The 17,211-nt window shown below is 70.4% G+C and carries 23 protein-coding genes and 2 pseudogenes; 10 read left to right on the top strand and 15 right to left on the bottom strand.

The features are described from left to right. Window positions 1-362: 362 nt before the first annotated feature. On the bottom strand, window positions 363-551 hold the full coding sequence (locus ACZ50K_RS36625) for a hypothetical protein (RefSeq protein WP_468911581.1): 189 nt from the start codon (window positions 549-551) through the stop codon (window positions 363-365). A gap of 809 nt (window positions 552-1,360) precedes the next feature. Beyond that, on the bottom strand, window positions 1,361-1,483 hold the full coding sequence (locus tag ACZ50K_RS36620; RefSeq protein WP_468911575.1) for a hypothetical protein: 123 nt from the start codon (window positions 1,481-1,483) through the stop codon (window positions 1,361-1,363). A 36-nt stretch (window positions 1,484-1,519) separates the two neighbouring features. Between ACZ50K_RS36620 and ACZ50K_RS36615 the strand changes: the two genes are divergently transcribed. The 3 genes and pseudogenes from ACZ50K_RS36615 to ACZ50K_RS36605 all read left to right on the top strand — a co-directional run bounded on the left by ACZ50K_RS36615 (window position 1,520) and on the right by ACZ50K_RS36605 (window position 2,743). After that, on the top strand, window positions 1,520-2,011 hold the full coding sequence (locus ACZ50K_RS36615; RefSeq protein WP_468911572.1) for a helicase associated domain-containing protein: 492 nt from the start codon (window positions 1,520-1,522) through the stop codon (window positions 2,009-2,011). Next, the gene (locus ACZ50K_RS36610; RefSeq protein ID WP_468911569.1) at window positions 1,917-2,342 is read left to right on the top strand and encodes a helicase associated domain-containing protein; all 426 of its coding nucleotides are present in this window, start codon (window positions 1,917-1,919) and stop codon (window positions 2,340-2,342) included. Before ACZ50K_RS36615 ends, ACZ50K_RS36610 begins: the two co-directional genes overlap by 95 nt. Before the next feature lie 9 nt (window positions 2,343-2,351). Continuing rightward, a pseudogene (locus ACZ50K_RS36605) lies at window positions 2,352-2,743 on the top strand (hypothetical protein). A gap of 13 nt (window positions 2,744-2,756) precedes the next feature. On the opposite strand, the gene ACZ50K_RS36600 reads toward ACZ50K_RS36605, so the two are convergent. Continuing rightward, window positions 2,757-4,064: a lanthionine synthetase LanC family protein gene (locus ACZ50K_RS36600; protein ID WP_468911568.1), complete on the bottom strand. Its 1,308-nt coding sequence runs from the start codon at window positions 4,062-4,064 to the stop codon at window positions 2,757-2,759. Window positions 4,065-4,234: 170 nt separating this feature from the next. After that, window positions 4,235-4,393 (bottom strand): hypothetical protein, encoded by a 159-nt coding sequence (locus tag ACZ50K_RS36595; RefSeq protein WP_468911565.1) that lies wholly within the window; start codon window positions 4,391-4,393, stop codon window positions 4,235-4,237. A 110-nt stretch (window positions 4,394-4,503) separates the two neighbouring features. Here ACZ50K_RS36595 and ACZ50K_RS36590 point away from each other — a divergent pair, with 110 nt between their 5' ends. Next, window positions 4,504-4,884 carry a hypothetical protein gene (locus ACZ50K_RS36590; protein ID WP_468911563.1) on the top strand — a complete coding sequence of 127 codons (381 nt, stop codon included), beginning with the start codon at window positions 4,504-4,506 and terminating at the stop codon, window positions 4,882-4,884. A 977-nt stretch (window positions 4,885-5,861) separates the two neighbouring features. Here the strand turns inward: ACZ50K_RS36590 and ACZ50K_RS36585 are convergent. After that, on the bottom strand, window positions 5,862-6,239 hold the full coding sequence (locus ACZ50K_RS36585; protein ID WP_468911560.1) for an ATP-binding protein: 378 nt from the start codon (window positions 6,237-6,239) through the stop codon (window positions 5,862-5,864). A 334-nt stretch (window positions 6,240-6,573) separates the two neighbouring features. Here ACZ50K_RS36585 and ACZ50K_RS36580 point away from each other — a divergent pair, with 334 nt between their 5' ends. Continuing rightward, the gene (locus ACZ50K_RS36580) at window positions 6,574-6,894 is read left to right on the top strand and encodes an STAS domain-containing protein (RefSeq protein WP_468911558.1); all 321 of its coding nucleotides are present in this window, start codon (window positions 6,574-6,576) and stop codon (window positions 6,892-6,894) included. Window positions 6,895-6,980: 86 nt separating this feature from the next. Here the strand turns inward: ACZ50K_RS36580 and ACZ50K_RS36575 are convergent, their stop codons facing one another. The 6 genes from ACZ50K_RS36575 to ACZ50K_RS36550 all read right to left on the bottom strand — a co-directional run bounded on the left by ACZ50K_RS36575 (window position 6,981) and on the right by ACZ50K_RS36550 (window position 10,864). Further along, window positions 6,981-7,271, bottom strand: a complete 291-nt coding sequence (locus ACZ50K_RS36575; RefSeq protein WP_468911578.1) for an STAS domain-containing protein — start codon at window positions 7,269-7,271, stop codon at window positions 6,981-6,983. 263 nt (window positions 7,272-7,534) lie between these two features. Further along, window positions 7,535-7,807, bottom strand: coding sequence for a DUF6766 family protein (locus ACZ50K_RS36570; RefSeq protein WP_468911555.1), 273 nt, complete (start codon window positions 7,805-7,807; stop codon window positions 7,535-7,537). Between the two features lie 92 nt (window positions 7,808-7,899). Further along, on the bottom strand, window positions 7,900-8,583 hold the full coding sequence (locus ACZ50K_RS36565) for a hypothetical protein (RefSeq protein WP_468911552.1): 684 nt from the start codon (window positions 8,581-8,583) through the stop codon (window positions 7,900-7,902). A 161-nt stretch (window positions 8,584-8,744) separates the two neighbouring features. Continuing rightward, complete coding sequence (locus ACZ50K_RS36560; protein WP_468911550.1) at window positions 8,745-9,041, bottom strand: STAS domain-containing protein; 297 nt, start codon at window positions 9,039-9,041, stop codon at window positions 8,745-8,747. Between the two features lie 281 nt (window positions 9,042-9,322). Continuing rightward, entirely contained in the window at window positions 9,323-9,847 is a 525-nt protein-coding gene (locus ACZ50K_RS36555) for a DUF5133 domain-containing protein (RefSeq protein ID WP_468911548.1), read from the bottom strand. Window positions 9,848-10,552: 705 nt separating this feature from the next. After that, entirely contained in the window at window positions 10,553-10,864 is a 312-nt protein-coding gene (locus ACZ50K_RS36550; RefSeq protein WP_468911545.1) for an STAS domain-containing protein, read from the bottom strand. Window positions 10,865-11,405: 541 nt separating this feature from the next. Between ACZ50K_RS36550 and ACZ50K_RS36545 the strand changes: the two genes are divergently transcribed. Together ACZ50K_RS36545 and ACZ50K_RS36540 are read left to right on the top strand one after the other, a co-directional pair. Next, on the top strand, window positions 11,406-11,579 hold the full coding sequence (locus tag ACZ50K_RS36545; protein WP_468911542.1) for a CsbD family protein: 174 nt from the start codon (window positions 11,406-11,408) through the stop codon (window positions 11,577-11,579). Window positions 11,580-11,792: 213 nt separating this feature from the next. Beyond that, the gene (locus ACZ50K_RS36540) at window positions 11,793-12,455 is read left to right on the top strand and encodes a hypothetical protein (protein WP_468911540.1); all 663 of its coding nucleotides are present in this window, start codon (window positions 11,793-11,795) and stop codon (window positions 12,453-12,455) included. Window positions 12,456-12,520: 65 nt separating this feature from the next. Here the strand turns inward: ACZ50K_RS36540 and ACZ50K_RS36535 are convergent, their stop codons facing one another. Both ACZ50K_RS36535 and ACZ50K_RS36530 read right to left on the bottom strand, forming a co-directional pair. Continuing rightward, a complete protein-coding gene (locus tag ACZ50K_RS36535) occupies window positions 12,521-12,931 on the bottom strand; it encodes a hypothetical protein (RefSeq protein ID WP_468911537.1) in 411 nt (136 codons plus the stop codon). Then, the gene (locus ACZ50K_RS36530) at window positions 12,928-13,143 is read right to left on the bottom strand and encodes a hypothetical protein (RefSeq protein ID WP_468911535.1); all 216 of its coding nucleotides are present in this window, start codon (window positions 13,141-13,143) and stop codon (window positions 12,928-12,930) included. The genes ACZ50K_RS36535 and ACZ50K_RS36530 overlap by 4 nt, the downstream gene beginning before the upstream one ends. A gap of 113 nt (window positions 13,144-13,256) precedes the next feature. Here ACZ50K_RS36530 and ACZ50K_RS36525 point away from each other — a divergent pair, with 113 nt between their 5' ends. Further along, a complete protein-coding gene (locus ACZ50K_RS36525) occupies window positions 13,257-14,363 on the top strand; it encodes a helix-turn-helix domain-containing protein (RefSeq protein ID WP_468911533.1) in 1,107 nt (368 codons plus the stop codon). A 710-nt stretch (window positions 14,364-15,073) separates the two neighbouring features. Beyond that, complete coding sequence (locus ACZ50K_RS36520; RefSeq protein ID WP_468911531.1) at window positions 15,074-15,238, top strand: hypothetical protein; 165 nt, start codon at window positions 15,074-15,076, stop codon at window positions 15,236-15,238. A gap of 222 nt (window positions 15,239-15,460) precedes the next feature. Here ACZ50K_RS36520 and tpg read toward each other — a convergent pair whose 3' ends face one another. Next, window positions 15,461-15,934, bottom strand: a complete 474-nt coding sequence (gene tpg / locus ACZ50K_RS36515; RefSeq protein ID WP_468911528.1) for a telomere-protecting terminal protein Tpg — start codon at window positions 15,932-15,934, stop codon at window positions 15,461-15,463. Between the two features lie 416 nt (window positions 15,935-16,350). Between tpg and ACZ50K_RS36510 the strand changes: the two genes are divergently transcribed. Beyond that, a complete protein-coding gene (locus ACZ50K_RS36510; protein ID WP_468911525.1) occupies window positions 16,351-16,872 on the top strand; it encodes a DUF4396 domain-containing protein in 522 nt (173 codons plus the stop codon). 262 nt (window positions 16,873-17,134) lie between these two features. Here ACZ50K_RS36510 and ACZ50K_RS36505 read toward each other — a convergent pair. After that, window positions 17,135-17,211: pseudogene (locus ACZ50K_RS36505) on the bottom strand (transposase); the annotation flags it as partial.

Raw genomic sequence — 17,211 nt, 5'->3', positions numbered from 1 at the left:
CCCGCGGAGCGGGTCCCTCAACGCTGCGCGTTGAGGAGAGGAACGCTCCCGCTTCGCGGGAGCGGGCCCCTTCGGGGCCTGCCCTTCGCTTCGCTTCGGGCGCCGGGCTGCGCCCGGCTGGCTCGGCTTCGCCGAGCTGGTGCCGCCCCCCTCTCGGGGGGACGGGGTCCTTCGCTTCGCTGCGGACTGCTTCGAGGTCGCTGCGCTCCCCCGAAGCTGACCCCGTTTCACGGGGTCAGGGCCTTCGGCCCTGTGGGGTGTCCGCTTCGCTCCCACCCCGGGCCCTTCGGGCCTGCTAGCAACAGGGGACCTGGGCGGGGCCGGTTCCCTGAGCGCGGGTTGCTGCGGGGAACCACCTGGGCTCAGCTGGCGGCGGACTTCTTCTTGTGGGACCCGGCATGATCGGGGTCGGCCTCGGCAGGCGGCAGCGCACTGTGCCCTTCGCTGTGGTGGTTGACCCAACCACACGGACCGCAGGCGTACCGGCCGTTGATCCCCGCGATCTCCGTACCGCAGCGTCGGCACTCGGTATTGGTGATCTCCAGATCCATGTACGGATGCGGATCAGGCTGAATATCCGACTCGGCCGGCCGACGACGTGTCATGCCTACACGCTACCCCCGCCGGAGGATGCCCGTACCCCGACGACCAGCCGCACTGGTTGGTACACATCCACACCCCTCCGGGCCCCTCATACGCTGCGGCCCCACAATTGGCACAGTTCATACCTGTATCCCTCTCCCTGGAAACCGGATCCCTACCCCTCTCCCTGCTCGAACACTGACGTGGGACCATCGTCATAGGCCACCTTGCCTGGAGCCGACTGGCACGTCGAGCGGGACCCTTCACCTGCTGCTTCATTCTGGTGTTCAGATAAAGTCTGGGATTGATCGATTGTGAGTGATCGGGTTGCTGGTCTGGTCGCTCGCCCGGACCCGACAGGCTCCGTCCGGCAGGCTCGTGGCGGGCGGGGGGCAATCCGGGTCGTGAAAGAACGTCAGGTATCGGCCGTAGTCCTGACTGTCCTGATCTCATCGCACACACAAGGCCCTGCCACGCGGGTCCAGCCCTAGTTTTCCCGCGAGACCCTCATATTGGGGGATAACAGTGGAACTTCGCGGGCTGCCGCGGGACGTGTTCCTCGAAGGCGCGCAGCGGGGTTGTCAGCTACTGACCGCACCTCGGCGTCTTCCAGAGGCCCCGACGGCATCGGCCTCACCGAGGGATTGCTGATCGCGTGGCCCGGACGCGGTCCCGCCATATGGGTCCCCAACCCTGGGGCCAACTGACCCCGGGGTCAGCGCTCACCGGCGGCCGGTGAGTTTCCCCCGGCGCACTCACCGGGACTCACTGGTGCAGGTCAGGGCACGTAAACGGTCTGGATCTCACCGATGGCCAGGCTGGTGGCGGACTGCCGGGCGGTGGTGACCGTGCCCGTCTGGCCGGCGCCGGCCCACTCCACATCCCATGTCGTGGCGGTCACCGGAAAGCGGCGGCCCGGTGACTTGCCGCTGGTGCGGTGGCTGCTGTCGGACCAGCGACAGGACTTCCGGGCCGGGACCATGACCGGGGAGCGGGCGGCCGAGCTGGAGGGGCTGGGGACACCGCCGATGCTGCCTTCGACCAGAACCTCGCCGCCGCCCGCGCCTATTACGAGGTCCACGGCACCCTGGCCGCACCTCGGCACGCCACCGCCCTGGACCGGCCGGTGGGCCAGTGGCTCACCAACCTCCGCCGGCCCGGAGGGCTGGGCAAGGATCCCGGGCCGGGCCGGCCGGAGGGAAGCCGCGCTGGCCGCCATCGACCCGGACTGGAACCCCGGAACGCTGGGGTGGACCGTCGACTGGCAGCGCCACTACGCCTACCTCACCCAGGCGCTCGCCGAAGGGGTGCGGCTGGTTTCGGTCCGGCCCGGGGTGACCAGGCACGGAGAGGACATCGGACGGTGGCTGGCCGCCCAGCGGCAGACCTTCGGCCGGCTCACCGCCGAGCAGCAGCGGCGCCTGGCTGAACTCGGGGTCAAAGCCGCCCCACAGCCCCGCCAGAGCGCTACGGCGGCCAGGCGCACTGGTGGGGGCGGGAGTGCCTTCGACAAGGGCGTACAGGCCCTTGCCCAGTACCAGCAGCGGGAGGGCGGAGGCCTTCCCGGCCGGAACCACGTCGAGGAACTCCCCGACGGGCCGCACCGCACTGGGGTGTGGGTCGTCAACCAGAAGCAGCGCCGGACCCGGCTGACCGCCGATCAGCTGGCCGCGCTCGCCGGACTCGGGGTGGAGTGGGCCACCGGATCGCTGGCCTGTTCCGGTCGACGCCTAGTCGAAGGGGGGCAATCTCGCACATAGGGTGTCGGACTGTCACCGAGCCACATAGCCCTCTCGTCTGGACGTTCGATCGAACTCACCGAGCTGCGAATGTTTTCGACCTACGGAGGGATGCTGGAGGGCTACCCGTGCAAGCCCGTCAATGACAAGAAGGTCGGGAGTCTCCAGCGGCAGGATGAACGTGCGTTCCCCTCCACGCCGGTCCATGCGGTTCCCCCTCCCGCGAGTACCCGGACCAGGCTGCCGGCGCCTTCGGCCCCGTTGAGGTGCTGCCTTCCGTGGCCTGCATCGACGCCTTCCGCTCGACAGCGGTCGCCCCTGAACTCGACCCAGTCCTGCCCCGTTCCGCTCTTGGCCTAGGACGGCCCACGCATCGGACAAGGCCTGGGCCGAGATCGTTATGGATTACTTGTCTCGAATGAGGCCACCACTCGCTCATGAGTCCGTGCGAGTGCTCCGCAGGTGCGCCGGCACGGCCCACCACTGGTCCGGGCGGTCCACGACCGGGGCGTCGGGGCCGCTCTTGCCGTACCGGGCGAGGCGCAGAAGATAGGCCGCGATGCCTGCCGCGCCCTGCATCCACGTCGTCTGGGGCGGCAGCAGTGGCGGGTCCTCGCGGTGTTCCAGAAAGCGCCAACGGGCGCCCGCATCATCTCTGATGACCCGGTCGACCAGCGCATCGCCCATCCGGTGCGCGGCCCGCAGCAGGGTCTGCCTCCGCTGCGGCGCCCGGCAGTCCTGGGCGGCGTCCAGCAGGACGTCTCCGACGCCTGCCGTTCCGCAGCAGCGGCCGTCGTTGTCCCAGAAGCCGGGACGGAGGCGTTGCGGCAGGCCCGAGGTGAGGATCGAGGTCATACAGCGGTGCCGCAGTTCGTCGACGTCATGGCCCGCCACCTCGGCGACCCCTGCGTGCGCCAGTGCGGTGAACAGGTGCGAGGTGCCCGCCGGGCCGTGGCACCACGTGTACGTCACCGGTTCCACCTCCCGTTTCGACGGCGGGATCGTGTGCGGGACGACGAAACCGGCGTCCTCCAAGGACCCCACCGAGAGGACGTGCCGGGCGCCTTCCACCGCGGCCTCGATGAAGTCCTGACGGTCCAGGGCGGTGCCCGCGACCGCCAGTGCGGCCGCGATGCCGGCGGTTCCGTGCGAGTAGTTCGGTGCCCTCGACGGCCTCCCCGGCGTCATGCCCCAGTCGAGGCCCGCTTCCGTACGGTCCGCCGCCCGCAGCAGCGCGTCGCCTCCCGTCGTCGCGATCACCTCTGCGAACTCGCTCTTCGCCCAGACCGCCGTCATCACGACGCCCGCGGTCCCCATGATGACGTCGGTGAGAGGCGCGTCGGAGCCCGGTTCGAAATCAAGGGTGGTCTTCCACCCGTCGCCGGTCGCCAGGGCGGCCAGCCGCCGCAGGGCCACGGCTTCCTCGCCCGGGGCGAGCAGTCTGAGCGCCGTCGCGTCGCCTGCGAGGCCGTCGTACAGCGAGGGTTCCGTTCGCTGCCCGGCCTGTGCCGACAGCCTGGTCACGATGCCGGTCGCCAGTGCCGCTTCCCGCGCGCTCAGATCCCGGTACTGCGCGATCTCGGCCAGCACCGGGGCCAAGCCGGCGATCCCCGCGTACAAAGAATCGCGGTCCTGTGGCGGCGACACGGTTTCCGGACCGTCCTCCACCACTGCCTGCACGAGCCATGGGCCCTCGGCCTCGCGCACGTGGTCCAGCACCCACGACCAGGCGGCCTCGCCCACGTCCCGATATACGTCGCTCCTCATCCGGTCACGCTACAACCCCCCGGATGAGCCGCCCGTTCGGCGGGGTGTCGCCGGTCTGTCGGTCCCGGCGGTCCTGGGTATCGGCTTCCGCAGCCGCCTTCAGGTCACGCAGCCCTGCTTCGAGGCCGTCGCGCGACGGGCGCCGATCACAGCCACTCGTTGATAGCAGCGATCAGCACGATCGCCTCGTAGCGGACGGCGAGCTTGTCGTATCGCGTGGCGACGGCGCGATGCCTCTTGAGGCGTTTGATCCCGCACTCGACCGCGTGGCGCTTGCGGTAGAGGACCGCCGCGCTGGCCGCCATCGACCGGGACTGGAACCCCGGCGCGCTGGGATGGACGGTCGACTGGCAGCGACACTACGCCTACCTCGCCCAGACACTCGCAGAAGGGGCGCGGCTGACCGCGGCCCGGGGTGACCCGGCACGGAAAGGACATCGGGCGGTGGCTCGCCACCCAGCGCCGGGAGTTCGGCCGACTCGCCGAGGAGCAGCAGCGGCGCGTTGCCAAGCTCGGGGTCAAAGCCGCCCCACAGCCCCGCCAGAGCGCTGCGGCGGCCGGGGGCAACGGTGTGGGCGGGCGGGGCGGGAGCGCCTTCGACAAGGGCGTACAGGCCCTTGCCCAGTTCCTGGAGCGGGAGGGCAGGGGCCTGCCCGGCCGGAACCACGTCGAGGAACTCCCGGACGGGCCGCACCGCACCGGGGTGTGGATCGTCAGCCAGAAGCAGCGCCGCGACCGACTCGACCCCGCGCAGCTGGCCGCACTCGCCGAACTCGGGGTGGAGTGGGCGCGGTAGAGGGGCGGGGGCCCTGGATCCCGGGAAATGCTGGTACGGCGGCCGTGTGCTCAGGCACGGCTTCACTCCGCTGGCGGACATGTGTGCCGCGCCGCGCAGCGGGGTCCCGGTCGGCGTGTCACGGTGGCAGGGCACCAAGGGATCCACACAGGCGGGCCTGGCCGGACGTGAGCCCCCCGGCCAGGCCCGACATCCCGGGCCCCGGCGCCACCACAGATGCAGGCCTGGAGACGCTGTGTTCGACCGTCCCGGACCGATCCACCGCGGCCTGAACGTGCCCTGGGGGCCAGTCAGTGTCTTCCAGGGCACCTCCGCTGCCAGCTCATCCACCGCAAGCGCTGACGACACCCACGCCGCAGCGCCGGCCCCTGCAGTGCCCCAGGCACTGTCCGTGTACCGCCTGGCGGCCGGGGACTACTGGTTCGGCGACAGCCGAGACAGCACTGGCCGCAGCATCCACCCCAGGGCCTGAAACGGCTGCACCGTCGGCGTAACCGGTGACCGGCCGGCGGAGGACGGCTACAGTCCTCTGCCATGAGCGGCGACGATGATCTTCTTGGCCGGGTGCGTGCGGTGCTGGCCGAGGCGGGGTTCCAGGAGATCGCCAGCGGTGCGGAGGGAGTCCATCTGATCCGCCACTCCCGGGGAGTGATGGTCGGCTGGACGCCACCCAGACCCGGACCGGCCAGGGACTCCACCGCGGCGGGACCCCCCGTGCCCCGCAGGCGCCCGCGGACCTGCCCGGGCTGCGCGACGCCTTCGGCCTGGCCCTCGCCGCCGCCTTCCGAGCGGCCGGCCTGACCGTGGAGACCCGCGGGGACGAATGGCTCCTTGTCCTCCACGACACACACCCCCACCCCTACAGATCCCGCGGATCCCACCGAACCCGAAGAGCCCGCCGGCTGAACGACGCCGAACGGCATCACCTTTGGGGCGGGACAGGAGCGCGAGTCGGTAAGGGCGTGGGGAGTGACGGGTCAGAGTTTGAGGGTGGCGGAGATGGTCTTCCCGCCGCGGTGGTGGCGGATGTCGACGGAGGCGAGCTGGTTGACGAGGCGCCATCCGAAGCCGCCGGGCTGCTCGGGCGCCCACGGCATCGTCTGCGGGAGGCGCGAAGAGGCGTCGGCGACGTCGATGGACAGGTCGCAGAGGCCGGTGGTGAGGCGGAAGCCGCGGACACCGCCCGCGTGACGGTCGGCATTGGCGACGAGTTCGGTGACCACCGTCAGCGCGTCCTCCACACGCTCCTGGCCTGCACCAGTCCCCTCCAGGGCCGCGCCCACAGCGTCCCGGGCCTGCGCGCAGGTGACCGTCATGCCCCAATAGCCGGGCGGGGGCTGATCTGTCCCGTCCATATGTTTCGCCTTCCCCCACCCTGCGGCGGTAACCGGGGCCGCACAGGCGGTCCGCCGCATCCACGGCGCCGCAACGCCCAGGCTGGTAACGCCGGTAACCCACTACTCCCACCACGACGACTGCTATGACGCAGCGGTCAGTCAGGGTAAAGGTTCGCACCGACAGGCCACAGCGAATACCGAATCCCGCCTGGCCCAGCACGCCGGCGACCGCCGTCGCACACGCGTGCGCCGGTCCGCTGGTGTCGCCCCTGGCCATTCCCCCGTACGGTCGAGGAAGTCAGTTGCACGATCCGGGTGCAGCGAGGGAGGTTTCCTCATGGAGTCACCGACGGTGGCAGTCACGACCGGTGCGGACGGTGCGGCAGTGGTGGTATGCGCGGGCGAGTTCGACCTCGACACCGCCGGAGCGCTGAAGACCGCCTGCGCCGTCCACGGAGGCAGCGAGCTGATAGTGGATGTGCGGGCGGTCACCTTCGCCGACTCCTCCTTCCTCTCCACCCTCCTCGCCGAACGCACCCACCGCCCCGTACAGCTGCGCGGGCCGTTGCCCGCCCAGCTGCGCAGAATGCTCCACATCACCGGCGCACTAGACGTCTTCGACATCCACATCCCCCAGGACAACCCGCCCCACACACCGCCGGCCACTGCCTGACCACGCCCCAGGAACGCCACCGGCCGAGGCGGCCGCGGGTGGCTCAGGGTGGCCGGGGGGCGGGTGGCCGGGCCGCCTGGGGGGTTTCAGCTGGGCGGGGCGGGGTCGATGGTGAAGACCTGGTCGGCCCCGGTGATCTCCAAGAGCCGGACGAACTGATGGGCGGGCGCCGCCAGGGAAAGGCAGCGGCCGGCGGATTCAGCTTGAAGACGGGCGCTCAAGAAGGCGTTGAGGCCGCTGGAGTCGCAGAACGTCATGCGGCCGCAGTCCACCACCACGTCCACCGCCTGGCCGGCCAGGGCCTGATCGAGGGCGTCGCGGAGCTCGTGGACACAGGAAGCGTCCATCTCACCGAAGGGCCGCACCACGACACGCATCGGACCGGCCTCGACATCGACCCGCTCACTGCCGCCCCGGCCCGAAAGCCCGCCTTGAATCATGGTCCCACTCCCTGCTTCCCGGGTGGCCGCCACCCTGCCCGACAACGGGCGTACGCTCGGATCTTAGAACCCCACCCCGGACGTAGGCAGGGCGTGAACCCGCCCCACACCCCGCCGTGAAGGCCAGGAAAGGTTGTCGTACGGCGACCACGACGCCACCGTTGAGCTCAGCGGGCCCGCCGAAGTCGTGGCCACGGACGTCAGCTATCACCCGGCGGATTCCGCGCTCCTGGTTCCGAGCCCGGGGAGGCAGGGGTGAGATGGCCGCGCTGGCTGCTGCCACGGGAGGCGCCTGGCGAGGACTCGGCCCCGCCCCTCAGCGACACCATCAACTGGAGTTTCCAGCAATCAGGTGTCGCCACGTAGCCGGCCCGGGAAAGGGAAACCTCTAGCTGACGCGGGTGCTGGTCGTTGTACGCGGCGCTTCCGGTGATGGACTGGGCCAGCCAGGACAGGATGAACAAGGTGCCCACAATGGTGCCCAGCGAGCTGCATAAAGGGACTGGCGCCAGTCCTTGGTGCCGGCCCAGCGGGGTGAGTCGGGGCCCGCAGCCCAGGGCGCGTCTCAGCCGCGGGCGGCGTCGAAGGCCCGCTGGAACCGGCGCGTGAAGTCCTCGAAGACCCGGCGCGGCGGCAGGCTCTTGTACTGGGTGATGACACCGCCGGTCCGGACGAACGTGACGGTCCGGCCGGTGTCCTTCAAATTGGTCGGCAGGACGGGAATCTGGCCGCTGGACTGTTCGTCGAACGGCGGTGCCAGGACGCGGTAGGCCAGAGCCTCGTCCCCCACCGGATACGCGGGCGGGACCTCCTTCACCCCGAACCCGTAGTAGATCTCCGCGTCCAGGGCGTTGTAGGCGGCGCACCCCGGCAGTGCCGCCCGCAGCTCCTCCATCACCGTCACCGCGACATCGGGGGCGTAGCTGTAGGACTCCACCTTGTACTGGGGCTGGTCTCTGACCATCAGGACGACCAGGGTCGAGGCCTGCGGGGCGCGCTCGTGTGACAGCAGCGCGGCGCTCATGGAACCGCACAGCATGTCGGAATTCGGCCCCGGGGTGAGACTTGGATACGCGAACACCGCGCGAAAAACCGGGACTTCCTTGCCGCGGGGCAGGATCTTCATCATCCGCGCCATGTCCAGGGTCCCGTCCCCTTCGACGTAGCTGTCGCCCCCGAGCAGGACGACGCCTCCGGCGGCCAGCACGACGATCGGAAGCACGACGGACAGCAGCGGACGGCAGCGCACGGGGCCTCCTCATCCAAACGGGTTCCGCCCATACTGCCGTGTCGCCCCCACACCCAGGGCGCCGGGTGGGTCAGGGGCGTAGGCCGAGGCGGAACCTGCCTCGGAGGCCGTCCGCCGGGACGACCCAACACATCACTAGGCGCAGGCCCGGACTGCCGGTGTCACTCCTGCCGTGGGTCGGGCCGGACGTCGAACAGTTCCAGCGCCTGCGTCATCTCCATGACCTTCAGGAACTGCTCCGGCAGCGGGCCGGCCAGGACCACCGGGCGGGTACGGCGCAGGCGCAGGAGTTCGTTGAGGAAGGTGGAATCCCCGAACGTCACCAGTGCCAGGTCCACCAGCAGCACTGTCGCGTCCCCGTGTCCGCCGCAGGCCCGCGTGAGCAGTCCGGCGGTGTCCAGGTCGAACTCCCCCGAGCACACCACCGCGACCGTGCCGTCCGGCTCCGTACGCGTCACGACCTGCGGGATAACCATCACTCTTGCTTTCGCCCATCCACCATCGGGCGGGGTGCCTGACACCCGACCCTACGCCGCCCCGCCACGAACCTGACACCCGCCGACCAGCCGACACGGGCCCGTCCTGCGGCCGGTTCCGGACCATCGCCGCAGACCGCCCACCCCACCGTCCACGATCTGGACGAAGCCCTCCCCGGACGAAGCCAAGCCCGCCCCTCTTGGCGCCCGCGCCGCGAACCCGTTGACCGGCCGCCGCAGGCACCAGATACCCGGGGCCCGCCTCAGGCCGATGCGGGCGGCGCGCCCGGCTGCTGCCGGTGCACGGCCAGGAACTCCTCCGCGACCGTCAGGGCAGCGTGTGCGGCACGCCGGCCGGTGAGCACGCACAGCGTGTACAGGGCGTTCTCCAACTCCACCCGGGCCCCCGCGTCGGACGGGACAGCCAGGGTGCGGCGGCGGGCCGCCCGCACGTGGTCGACGTGCTGGCGCAGTACCGCGGCGGGCGGGAACATCACCGGCCTCTCAGAGCCGGGCCCGGAAGGGGTCCGGGCTCGTTCCATCTCCTCGCGTACCGCCGACTCGAAGGGGTCCTGCTCCCCAGGGGTGCCGTCAGGGGCTGCGAAGCGGCGGCGCATCCCCACGACCGCCTCGGTGAGGGCGTCCCGGCTGCCACCGGTCGCAAGGGCGGCCTGGTCCACGATCCGGTGCGCGACGGCGGCCGTGCACGGCACCAGCGCCATCAGCACCCCCACCGCCGCCGCGCCCGTCTCGCCTGCTCTGGTCATCGGTTCCGGGACAGCGGTCATGATCGGCTCCTTCGGTCACATGGCGCACCGCAGCGAAACGGCGCCGTCCTGGACCGCTGGGGGTCGCGCCGCGTCCCGGCGGCAGCAGAACACCGTGACGCTATCCCTCCTACCCGCGAAACGAAGCGCTCCACGCTCCCACGCGAGAAGGACACCGCCAGCATCCCGTTGACACACGGCCCCGCCGGGCAGCTCCAGATTGCGCCCGGCGTGCGGGGCATGCAGCCGTGTCGTAGCGAGGCGGGAGGGGAGCGGAGCCCCCGCATGCTTCATCACCACATACAGTGACAAAAGGCATAAAGGAGCCATTGTGAGGTCGTGTGCGGGTACCTCCTTCCTCTCCGTCCCCGCACACGGAATGCGTGCCGCACCGCCACCGACTTGCCCCGGCGGTGGTGCGGCACGCATACCTGCCCCACGCGACACTGCCCGGATCGAGCCCGGGCCCGCCACGGATACCGTGCGCCACGCCAGCACCGGACGCTACCGGTCCCCTACCCACCGCACGCATCCCGGTCACCCCGACGGGCGTATCGCTGGCTGAGGTCTCCCCGCCCGGAGTGAGCGGGGCGGGGTATCGCGGCCTGAGGTCTTCCCGCCCGGGGTGAGCGGGGCGGGGTCCGGCGGCGGGGTCCGGGCGAAGGGCCGCCGCCGGACAGCCGGGACCACCGGGCGCGGCGCCCGGTGGCAGCTGGTGGGACTCCGTCACAAGTCACTCGTCCCACATCCGTAGGGGCGGCCTTTGCCGCCGCAGAGCCGGTGCGCGGTCTCCATGTCCGCAGCCCGCATGAAGAGGTGGGTGGTGTCGGTCAGGTCGAACAGGCAGGACACCTGGCGGGGGATCGGGCCTGCCAGGACGATCCGGTCCCGGACGCAGATGAGGGCGTGCAGGAGGGCGGAGTCCGCGAACGTCACCGCGGCCAGGTCCACGATCAGAGCGTCGCCCCCGGTGACGGCCAGGACGTCGTAGACGTGCTGGATGGAGTCGATGTCGAACTCCCCCGACAGGCGGACCACCGACACATGCCCGGGCCCGGGAACACACACCACCCCCGGCAGCACCAACGGCAGGCGAGGATCCGTGCACGGGCTGCTACGAATACGGGTGCGGTGGAGGTCCTGACGGATCATGACGGCCGTCCCGGATCAGGGGGAGCCCTCCCCTTCCGCGTACGGGAAGGAAGTGCACGGCCAAACGGGGCCACGAGATCGAGGAGGTCCGTACCGGAAACACCCCACCACGCTCAGGGAGGATGCGGCAGCGCGAGTCACACCAACGGCTACCACCCAACCCACCCCCACAAAACGAAACACCCACCCGCTCAACACCAGCCAAACCAGACCAGCCGAAGCCCGCCGGCCCGGCGGACAGGCAGCGCCGGACCGGATTCCCGGCCGGGCCACCGGCTGACAGGACCACCACCATGGCGTCGCCCGACCGCCTCGACCCGGGGAGCCAGAACCAGCGGTTCGAACTCGACCCTCGCGGGTTTGCCCGCCCGGATCGCGAGCAGGAGGCGTGTCACGACCAATCCGGTAACACCACGAGGAGGTCCCGATGTCGGGCACGCAGAAGACCAAGGCACAGGCCGAACAGGTCAAGGGCAAGGCCAAGGAAGCCGTCGGCCGCGCCACCGGCAACCAGCGCATGACCGCCGACGGCCAGGCCGACCAGGCCAAGGGCCACGCCCGACAGGCGAAGGAAGACGTCAAGGACACCTTCCGCCACTGAACCCGGCCCGCGGCCCGTCCGCCGCGGCCACATCCGGAGCCCCCGGCCCACCTCCCCCCGAGGCCGGGGGCTCCGCCATACCCCAATCCCGGAACACGCCGACACGGGCACGATCCACGGCCTGTTCCAGACACCTGCCGCAGCCCTCCCACCCCGCCCCTCGGCGACGGTGGAGGATGATCGTCACGGCGGACCGGCGGGTGAGGGAGAGCGATGCAGAACACGGCTGACGAGGAATGGGCAGAACTCCTGCTACAGCCCGTGGAAGAACTCCTGCCAGCCGACTCGGAGCTGTCCCAGGCCACCTGGAGGGCGGCGCTCACCGCGCTCGGCAAGGCCGGCCGGTCCTGCCTCCCGCGGACCCTGCCGGCCAGTCGCAGCACCCTGGTGGTGACGTGGCCGGCCCGCAGCGTGTTCGCACCCCTGCTGGAAGCCTGCCGGGTCTTCGCCGAGACCGGCGGGCAGGAAGCCGCCGAGGACGCCGCCCAGGCCGCGCGGACGCTGAAAGCGCTGACGACCGTGCCGCACCTGCGCCACTACCGGCAGCCCGCCCCGCCGACGGGCAGCGACCCCGTGGCCGTGTTCGCGCACGAACGGACCGGGATGGAGGGCAACGGGTTCCTGGCGGTGTCGGTGGCCGAGCTGACGGAGGCCACCGGGGTGGAACGCACCCGGGGAATCCTCACCCCCACCGGGGCGGCCGGCCCCGACACGTACGCGGTCGTGTGGGACACCTTCTCCGCCCCCGGCCTGGTCCTCGGCGGAGTCCACACCGCCTACACCGACCCAGAGTTCGGGACCACGCTCCTCCACCAGAACCTCCATACCGCCACCCGGGCGCTCAACCCCGGCCCCCGCGACATGGAATGGCCGTAGCGCCCCGTAGCGGCCCTCCCCGGCCGGCCCCGCCACGATGCCGCCGGGTTGTTGCCGCCGTCGTCTCAGGCCAGGGAAGGGTAGGGGCGGTAGACGCGCTGCTGGCCCTCGGCGACGTGCACGGTGCCGTTGCGAAGGATGACTGTGCGGGTGGTGCCGCGGCGGTAGCGGAGGTCGGCGATCTGGACCACGGTCCCGCCTACCGTCAGCCAGTCACCCCGGCGCAACTCGTTCGGCGGGCAGTCCAGCGGCGCCGTCCCCCGAGGAGCACGCACCCGTCCCACCGTGTCGCCGGGGCGTGCCGGGCGGGGGACGGTGGGGGTGCATGCGGTGGTGCGGGCGATCCACTGGAAGCCGGCGGGGTTCTCCAGTCGCACCACCACCGGTGACGGGTAGAGGCCGATGACGTCGCCGCCGGCCTGGCGGTCGTGGTCCAGGACCCGCTCCCCCATCCTCAGCCAGCGGCCGCCCGTCACCGGTGGCCCTCGGCGGCGCAGCGCTTCATGAGGACCTGCATGTCGGTGACCACAGTGCCGCGGGTCGGGCCGTCGGCGGCGTCGCGGCGGGCCGCGTACTCCTGGCAGCGCGAGCAGCCCTTCGCCGGTTTGATGCGCACCGGTGGGAACAGCTTGGCGGCCTCGCGGGCCGCGCGGCCGGTGTCGGTGTCGGTGTCGGTGTGCTGCGCCATCAGGTCCCCTTCGGTGCTCGCCGGAACTCCTACCCTCCATCCCGGCCGGTACCTCCACCATCGGCCCGCGCAAAGACGCACGGCAGGGGCAAAAGCGGGGGCAGACTGAAGGGATGGACATCGGCGCACTCATCCGGGAACTGCGGACCGCGCACGGCTGGTCGCAAACCCGGCTGGCCGATGAGGTCAACGCTCTGCACGGGACCGGGCTCACCCGGGAGTACATCGCGCGGTGGGAGCGCGGGAAGTGCGCGCCGCGTGCGTTCTACCTGGCGGCGCTGTCGCGGGTCCTCGATGTGCCCTTAGCCGTTCTGGAGGACCCCATGCTCCGCCGCGCCTTCCTCACCGACGTGGCGGGGACCGCCATAGCGCCGGTCGTGGCTTCCGATCTGCTCGCCCGGGGGTTCACGGCCCGGCTGTGCGGCGGGCCCACGGTAGAGGCGTGGGAGGCCAAGCTGGCCGCCTACGGGAGCGACTACATGTCGATGGGCGCGGCCGACATCCAACGAAGGGTGGCCGGGGAACTCGTCGTCGTCCAGCAGCAGCTCGACCAGCCCCGGTTGTGGTCGACGGCCGCCCGGCTGATGACCCTGTACGCCAAGACGCTGCCCGGGTCCGACGGGGCGTCGGCCGTGCGCTGGTACCGGATGGCGGCCACCGCTGCCGACCGGTCCGGGGACCCGGAGGTGCGGGTGTGGGTGCGGGGCCGGGCCGCCATCGCCCTCGGCTACGAAGGCGCCGCGCTCGGGGTCGCGGACGTCCTCGCGGACCAGGCCCTCGCCCTCGCCGAAGGCCGGCCCTCCCTGGGGCTCCTGAACGCCATCTACGGCAAGGCCCACACGGCAGCGCTGCGCGGCGACCGGGCCACCGCGCTGGCACTCGACGCACAGGGCCAGCGGATCTTCGACCGGGCCGGCTCGTACGAGCAGACCTCGGACTACGCGGTGCCGTGGTGGCGGCTCAACGTATTCCGGTCCCTGCTCCTGGCCCGCCTCGGCGACGAACCCGCCGCCACCACCGCCCAGGACCAGGCCCTCGCCGAACTCCCCGCCAGCCTGCCGCGCTTCGCCACCCACCTGGACTTGCACCGAGGGCTGATGCTGGCCCGGTCCGGGGACCGTGCCAGCGGTATCGCGCAGGCATCCGCCGCGATGGAAGCGCTTCCGCCCGATAAGCACAGCCTGACCCTGCGGATGCTGGTCGAGGAAATCCGGGCCTGAGCCGAAGAACTGCCGGAGCGGCCTGCCCGGCCGACAGCGGGGCGCGGCACCCGAGAGGGCGCTACCGGCGGGCTTGCTCGGTCTTCTGCTGCTCCGCGCGGTTCAGGGCGCGCACCAGGGCCCACGCCAGATCGTCCGATTCGAGGACATCGGGATCGACTTCCGTCAGGTAGCGTCAATCGTGGCGCTGAACACGTCGACCCGCTCGTCATCCGTCATGCCCGGAGTCTGCCCGATCCCCCGGCCGGGGTTGGACCTTCCCGTGCACCCGCAGCCAGGTACGCGCGGGGGCCGGTCCACTCCGGCGGGTGAGCGCGGCAGCATGGTGAACCGTCACTGCACCCCCGTGCCGGGCCGGCTGCGGGACCGTGGTGGCCATGCGCCGCTCTACCGTCTGGCTTTCTCGCTCTGAACCGGCACCAACTTCCGGTCTCCGCTGGCTCCGCCAGGTGTTCGAGCCGGAACTGCCAGCTTGACTCTGCCCTGGTCAGCGCTGGGGCCAATTTCCACCGGAGTTGAAGCGGCAACCAACCGGTACCAGGTCGAGCCGATTTTGTGGGGCCAGCTCAGAGCAAGGAAGCCACCGGTAGCCGACCCCCGGTGCAGCAGCCGCCCGCTGACCGGTGAGGTCCGCCGTGCTACCCGAGCAGCAGCCGTGTGCCGCCCGGGTCGTGCGATTACTGCGCTGCGGTCTGCTTGAGGACCCGGATTTGAAGCTGCGCACCTGGGCCGCCCAATCAGTCCAGCGCTGGCATCCGTCGCCGGACGGGCGGCGTGGCGACGCGGAGGCGGGTGAACTTATCGACCAGAGCCGACACCTCTTCAGCGACTACGTACTGCGCCGACGCAAGTGGGAAGCCGGGCTGGACAGCTGAGCTGCACCGCAGTCCAACACTCTGCTCAGCACTCGCCCCCCGGTGGCCCTGGTGACAGCACGCCTGCCTTGGTGACAACTATCGTGCTTTGGCTCACGAATACGGTTTATAGCAGGCTCGGAATGCAGCCGGGTCAGAAGCGGAAATTCATGGACTGGACGTGTGTGAAATCTGCGCGCAGGCCCTTTGCTCGGGTGCCCCATTCCGTGAAATAGGACTCGGTTATGGCCTCGGCGACGAGCGGATGCAGGTCCCCTCCGTCGCTCCGGTTGCCTGGAGCTCCAGGATCTGCGTGGCGTAGGTGGGTGAGATGTCCGTGGTGATGGAGCGCTTGCGGCCGTCGTCCGAACTGCCCTTGCCGGTGAATCTGAAGTAGGCGACCACGTCCCCCATCATGCCGCTGGTGGTGGAAGCCTGTTCGCGTACCTGTGCCCTGAACTGTGGTTGCCACTCGGATTCGATCTCCTCCACCAGAGCGGCCTGGAATCGTTTCTGCGGGGTCGTCAGGCTCCCGGTGCGGTAGCGCTCCACCGTCCGGCGCGAGACGCCCAGGCGCTCGGCCAGGGCCTTGGTCGAGCCCTTCGCTCGCGTGAGGAGGAATTTCATCTGTGCCTTTGCGAATTTCGGCGCGGGCCGGTGAAGACCTTCCGTGTAGGGTCCCGAATCTCGTGTCATCTTCCGCGCAGCGATGTCCACCCGATGTCCATTTCGACATAGCTGTGGGATCGATGCCTTCAGCGCTGGCACTTCGCCCCTTCGTGTACAGGACCGCTCCGGCTGTCATCTGTGCGTACGGACCAGGGCAGGACCCAGCGGTCCCGGGCCGACTGGCACCACGCGGGTGGGGGGCGATGGGGACCTGGAGTGGTCGACGGTTCCGCTCGGGCTGTTGCGGACCGCCCGGCCGTGGGGAACGTTCCGATGGCACAAGGGGCAGAGGCACTACTCGGGTACCTACTGGTCTTCGACTCTGCGCGACCACGTGATCTACGGATCGCGGCTGGAGCTGGGACGGCTGCCGTTCGCCGACTTCGTAGTTGTGTCACGCGGTCGGTGGATCTTGGACGGTCCGCGGGAGCGGGGCACACTGGACGGGATTGGGGATGACGGTCATGGACCACAGCGCGCACCACACCGGCACCGCTCACGACCACATGGCGCACCAGGCGCACGCGGGTCACGCCGGGCACCAGATGGGCGGAGTGACCTGGGGGGCGGCGGCGAAGGCGACGCTGCACTGCCTGACCGGATGTGCGATCGGCGAGATCCTCGGCATGGTCATCGGTACGGCTCTGATGTGGGGCAACGTGCAAACGATGGTCCTGGCGATCACGCTGGCGTTTGTGTTCGGCTACTCGTTCACGCTGTTCGCGGTGCGCAAGGCCGGTCTGGACTGGAGGAGCGCGATCAAGGTGGCGCTGGCCGCGGACACTGTCTCGATCGCGGTGATGGAGCTCGTCGACAACGGCATCATCGCCCTGACACCCGGAGCGATGGACGCGCATCTGTCGGACGCGCTGTTCTGGACGGCGCTGCTGGGCGGCTTCGCCGTGGCCTTCGTGATCACGACGCCGGTCAACAAGTGGATGATGGGCCGCGGCAAGGGCCACGCCGTCGTCCACGCCTACCACTGACAGTGAGGATGTAGGTGGCATCGCCCGGGGGTCTGACTCTCCCACTGACTGACGCTCAGGTTGTCTTTGGCTGGAATCGTCGGCCTACCGGGCGGTGCCGCTCGGCGCGTGGCCGGTCGGGCTTCTGTGACTTCATAGGAGCCTGGCTAGAGGTCCCATCACTGTCTTGTCCGTCTGCCCGACCGGCTCGTGCCTTCCCGCACACGGCAGTCGGAAAGGCAACACGAACCAGCATGGCAGATGAGATACTGACTTCAGCTCGTCAGGGTGACGCTGGGTCGTGGAGGGTCAGGCCGGTGCCGGCTATGAACCCGTCGAGGGTGTCGGGCCGGTACTGGA

Source organism: Streptomyces sp. NPDC033845, from assembly GCF_055576225.1.
This window is presented reverse-complemented; position numbering and strand designations above follow the sequence as displayed.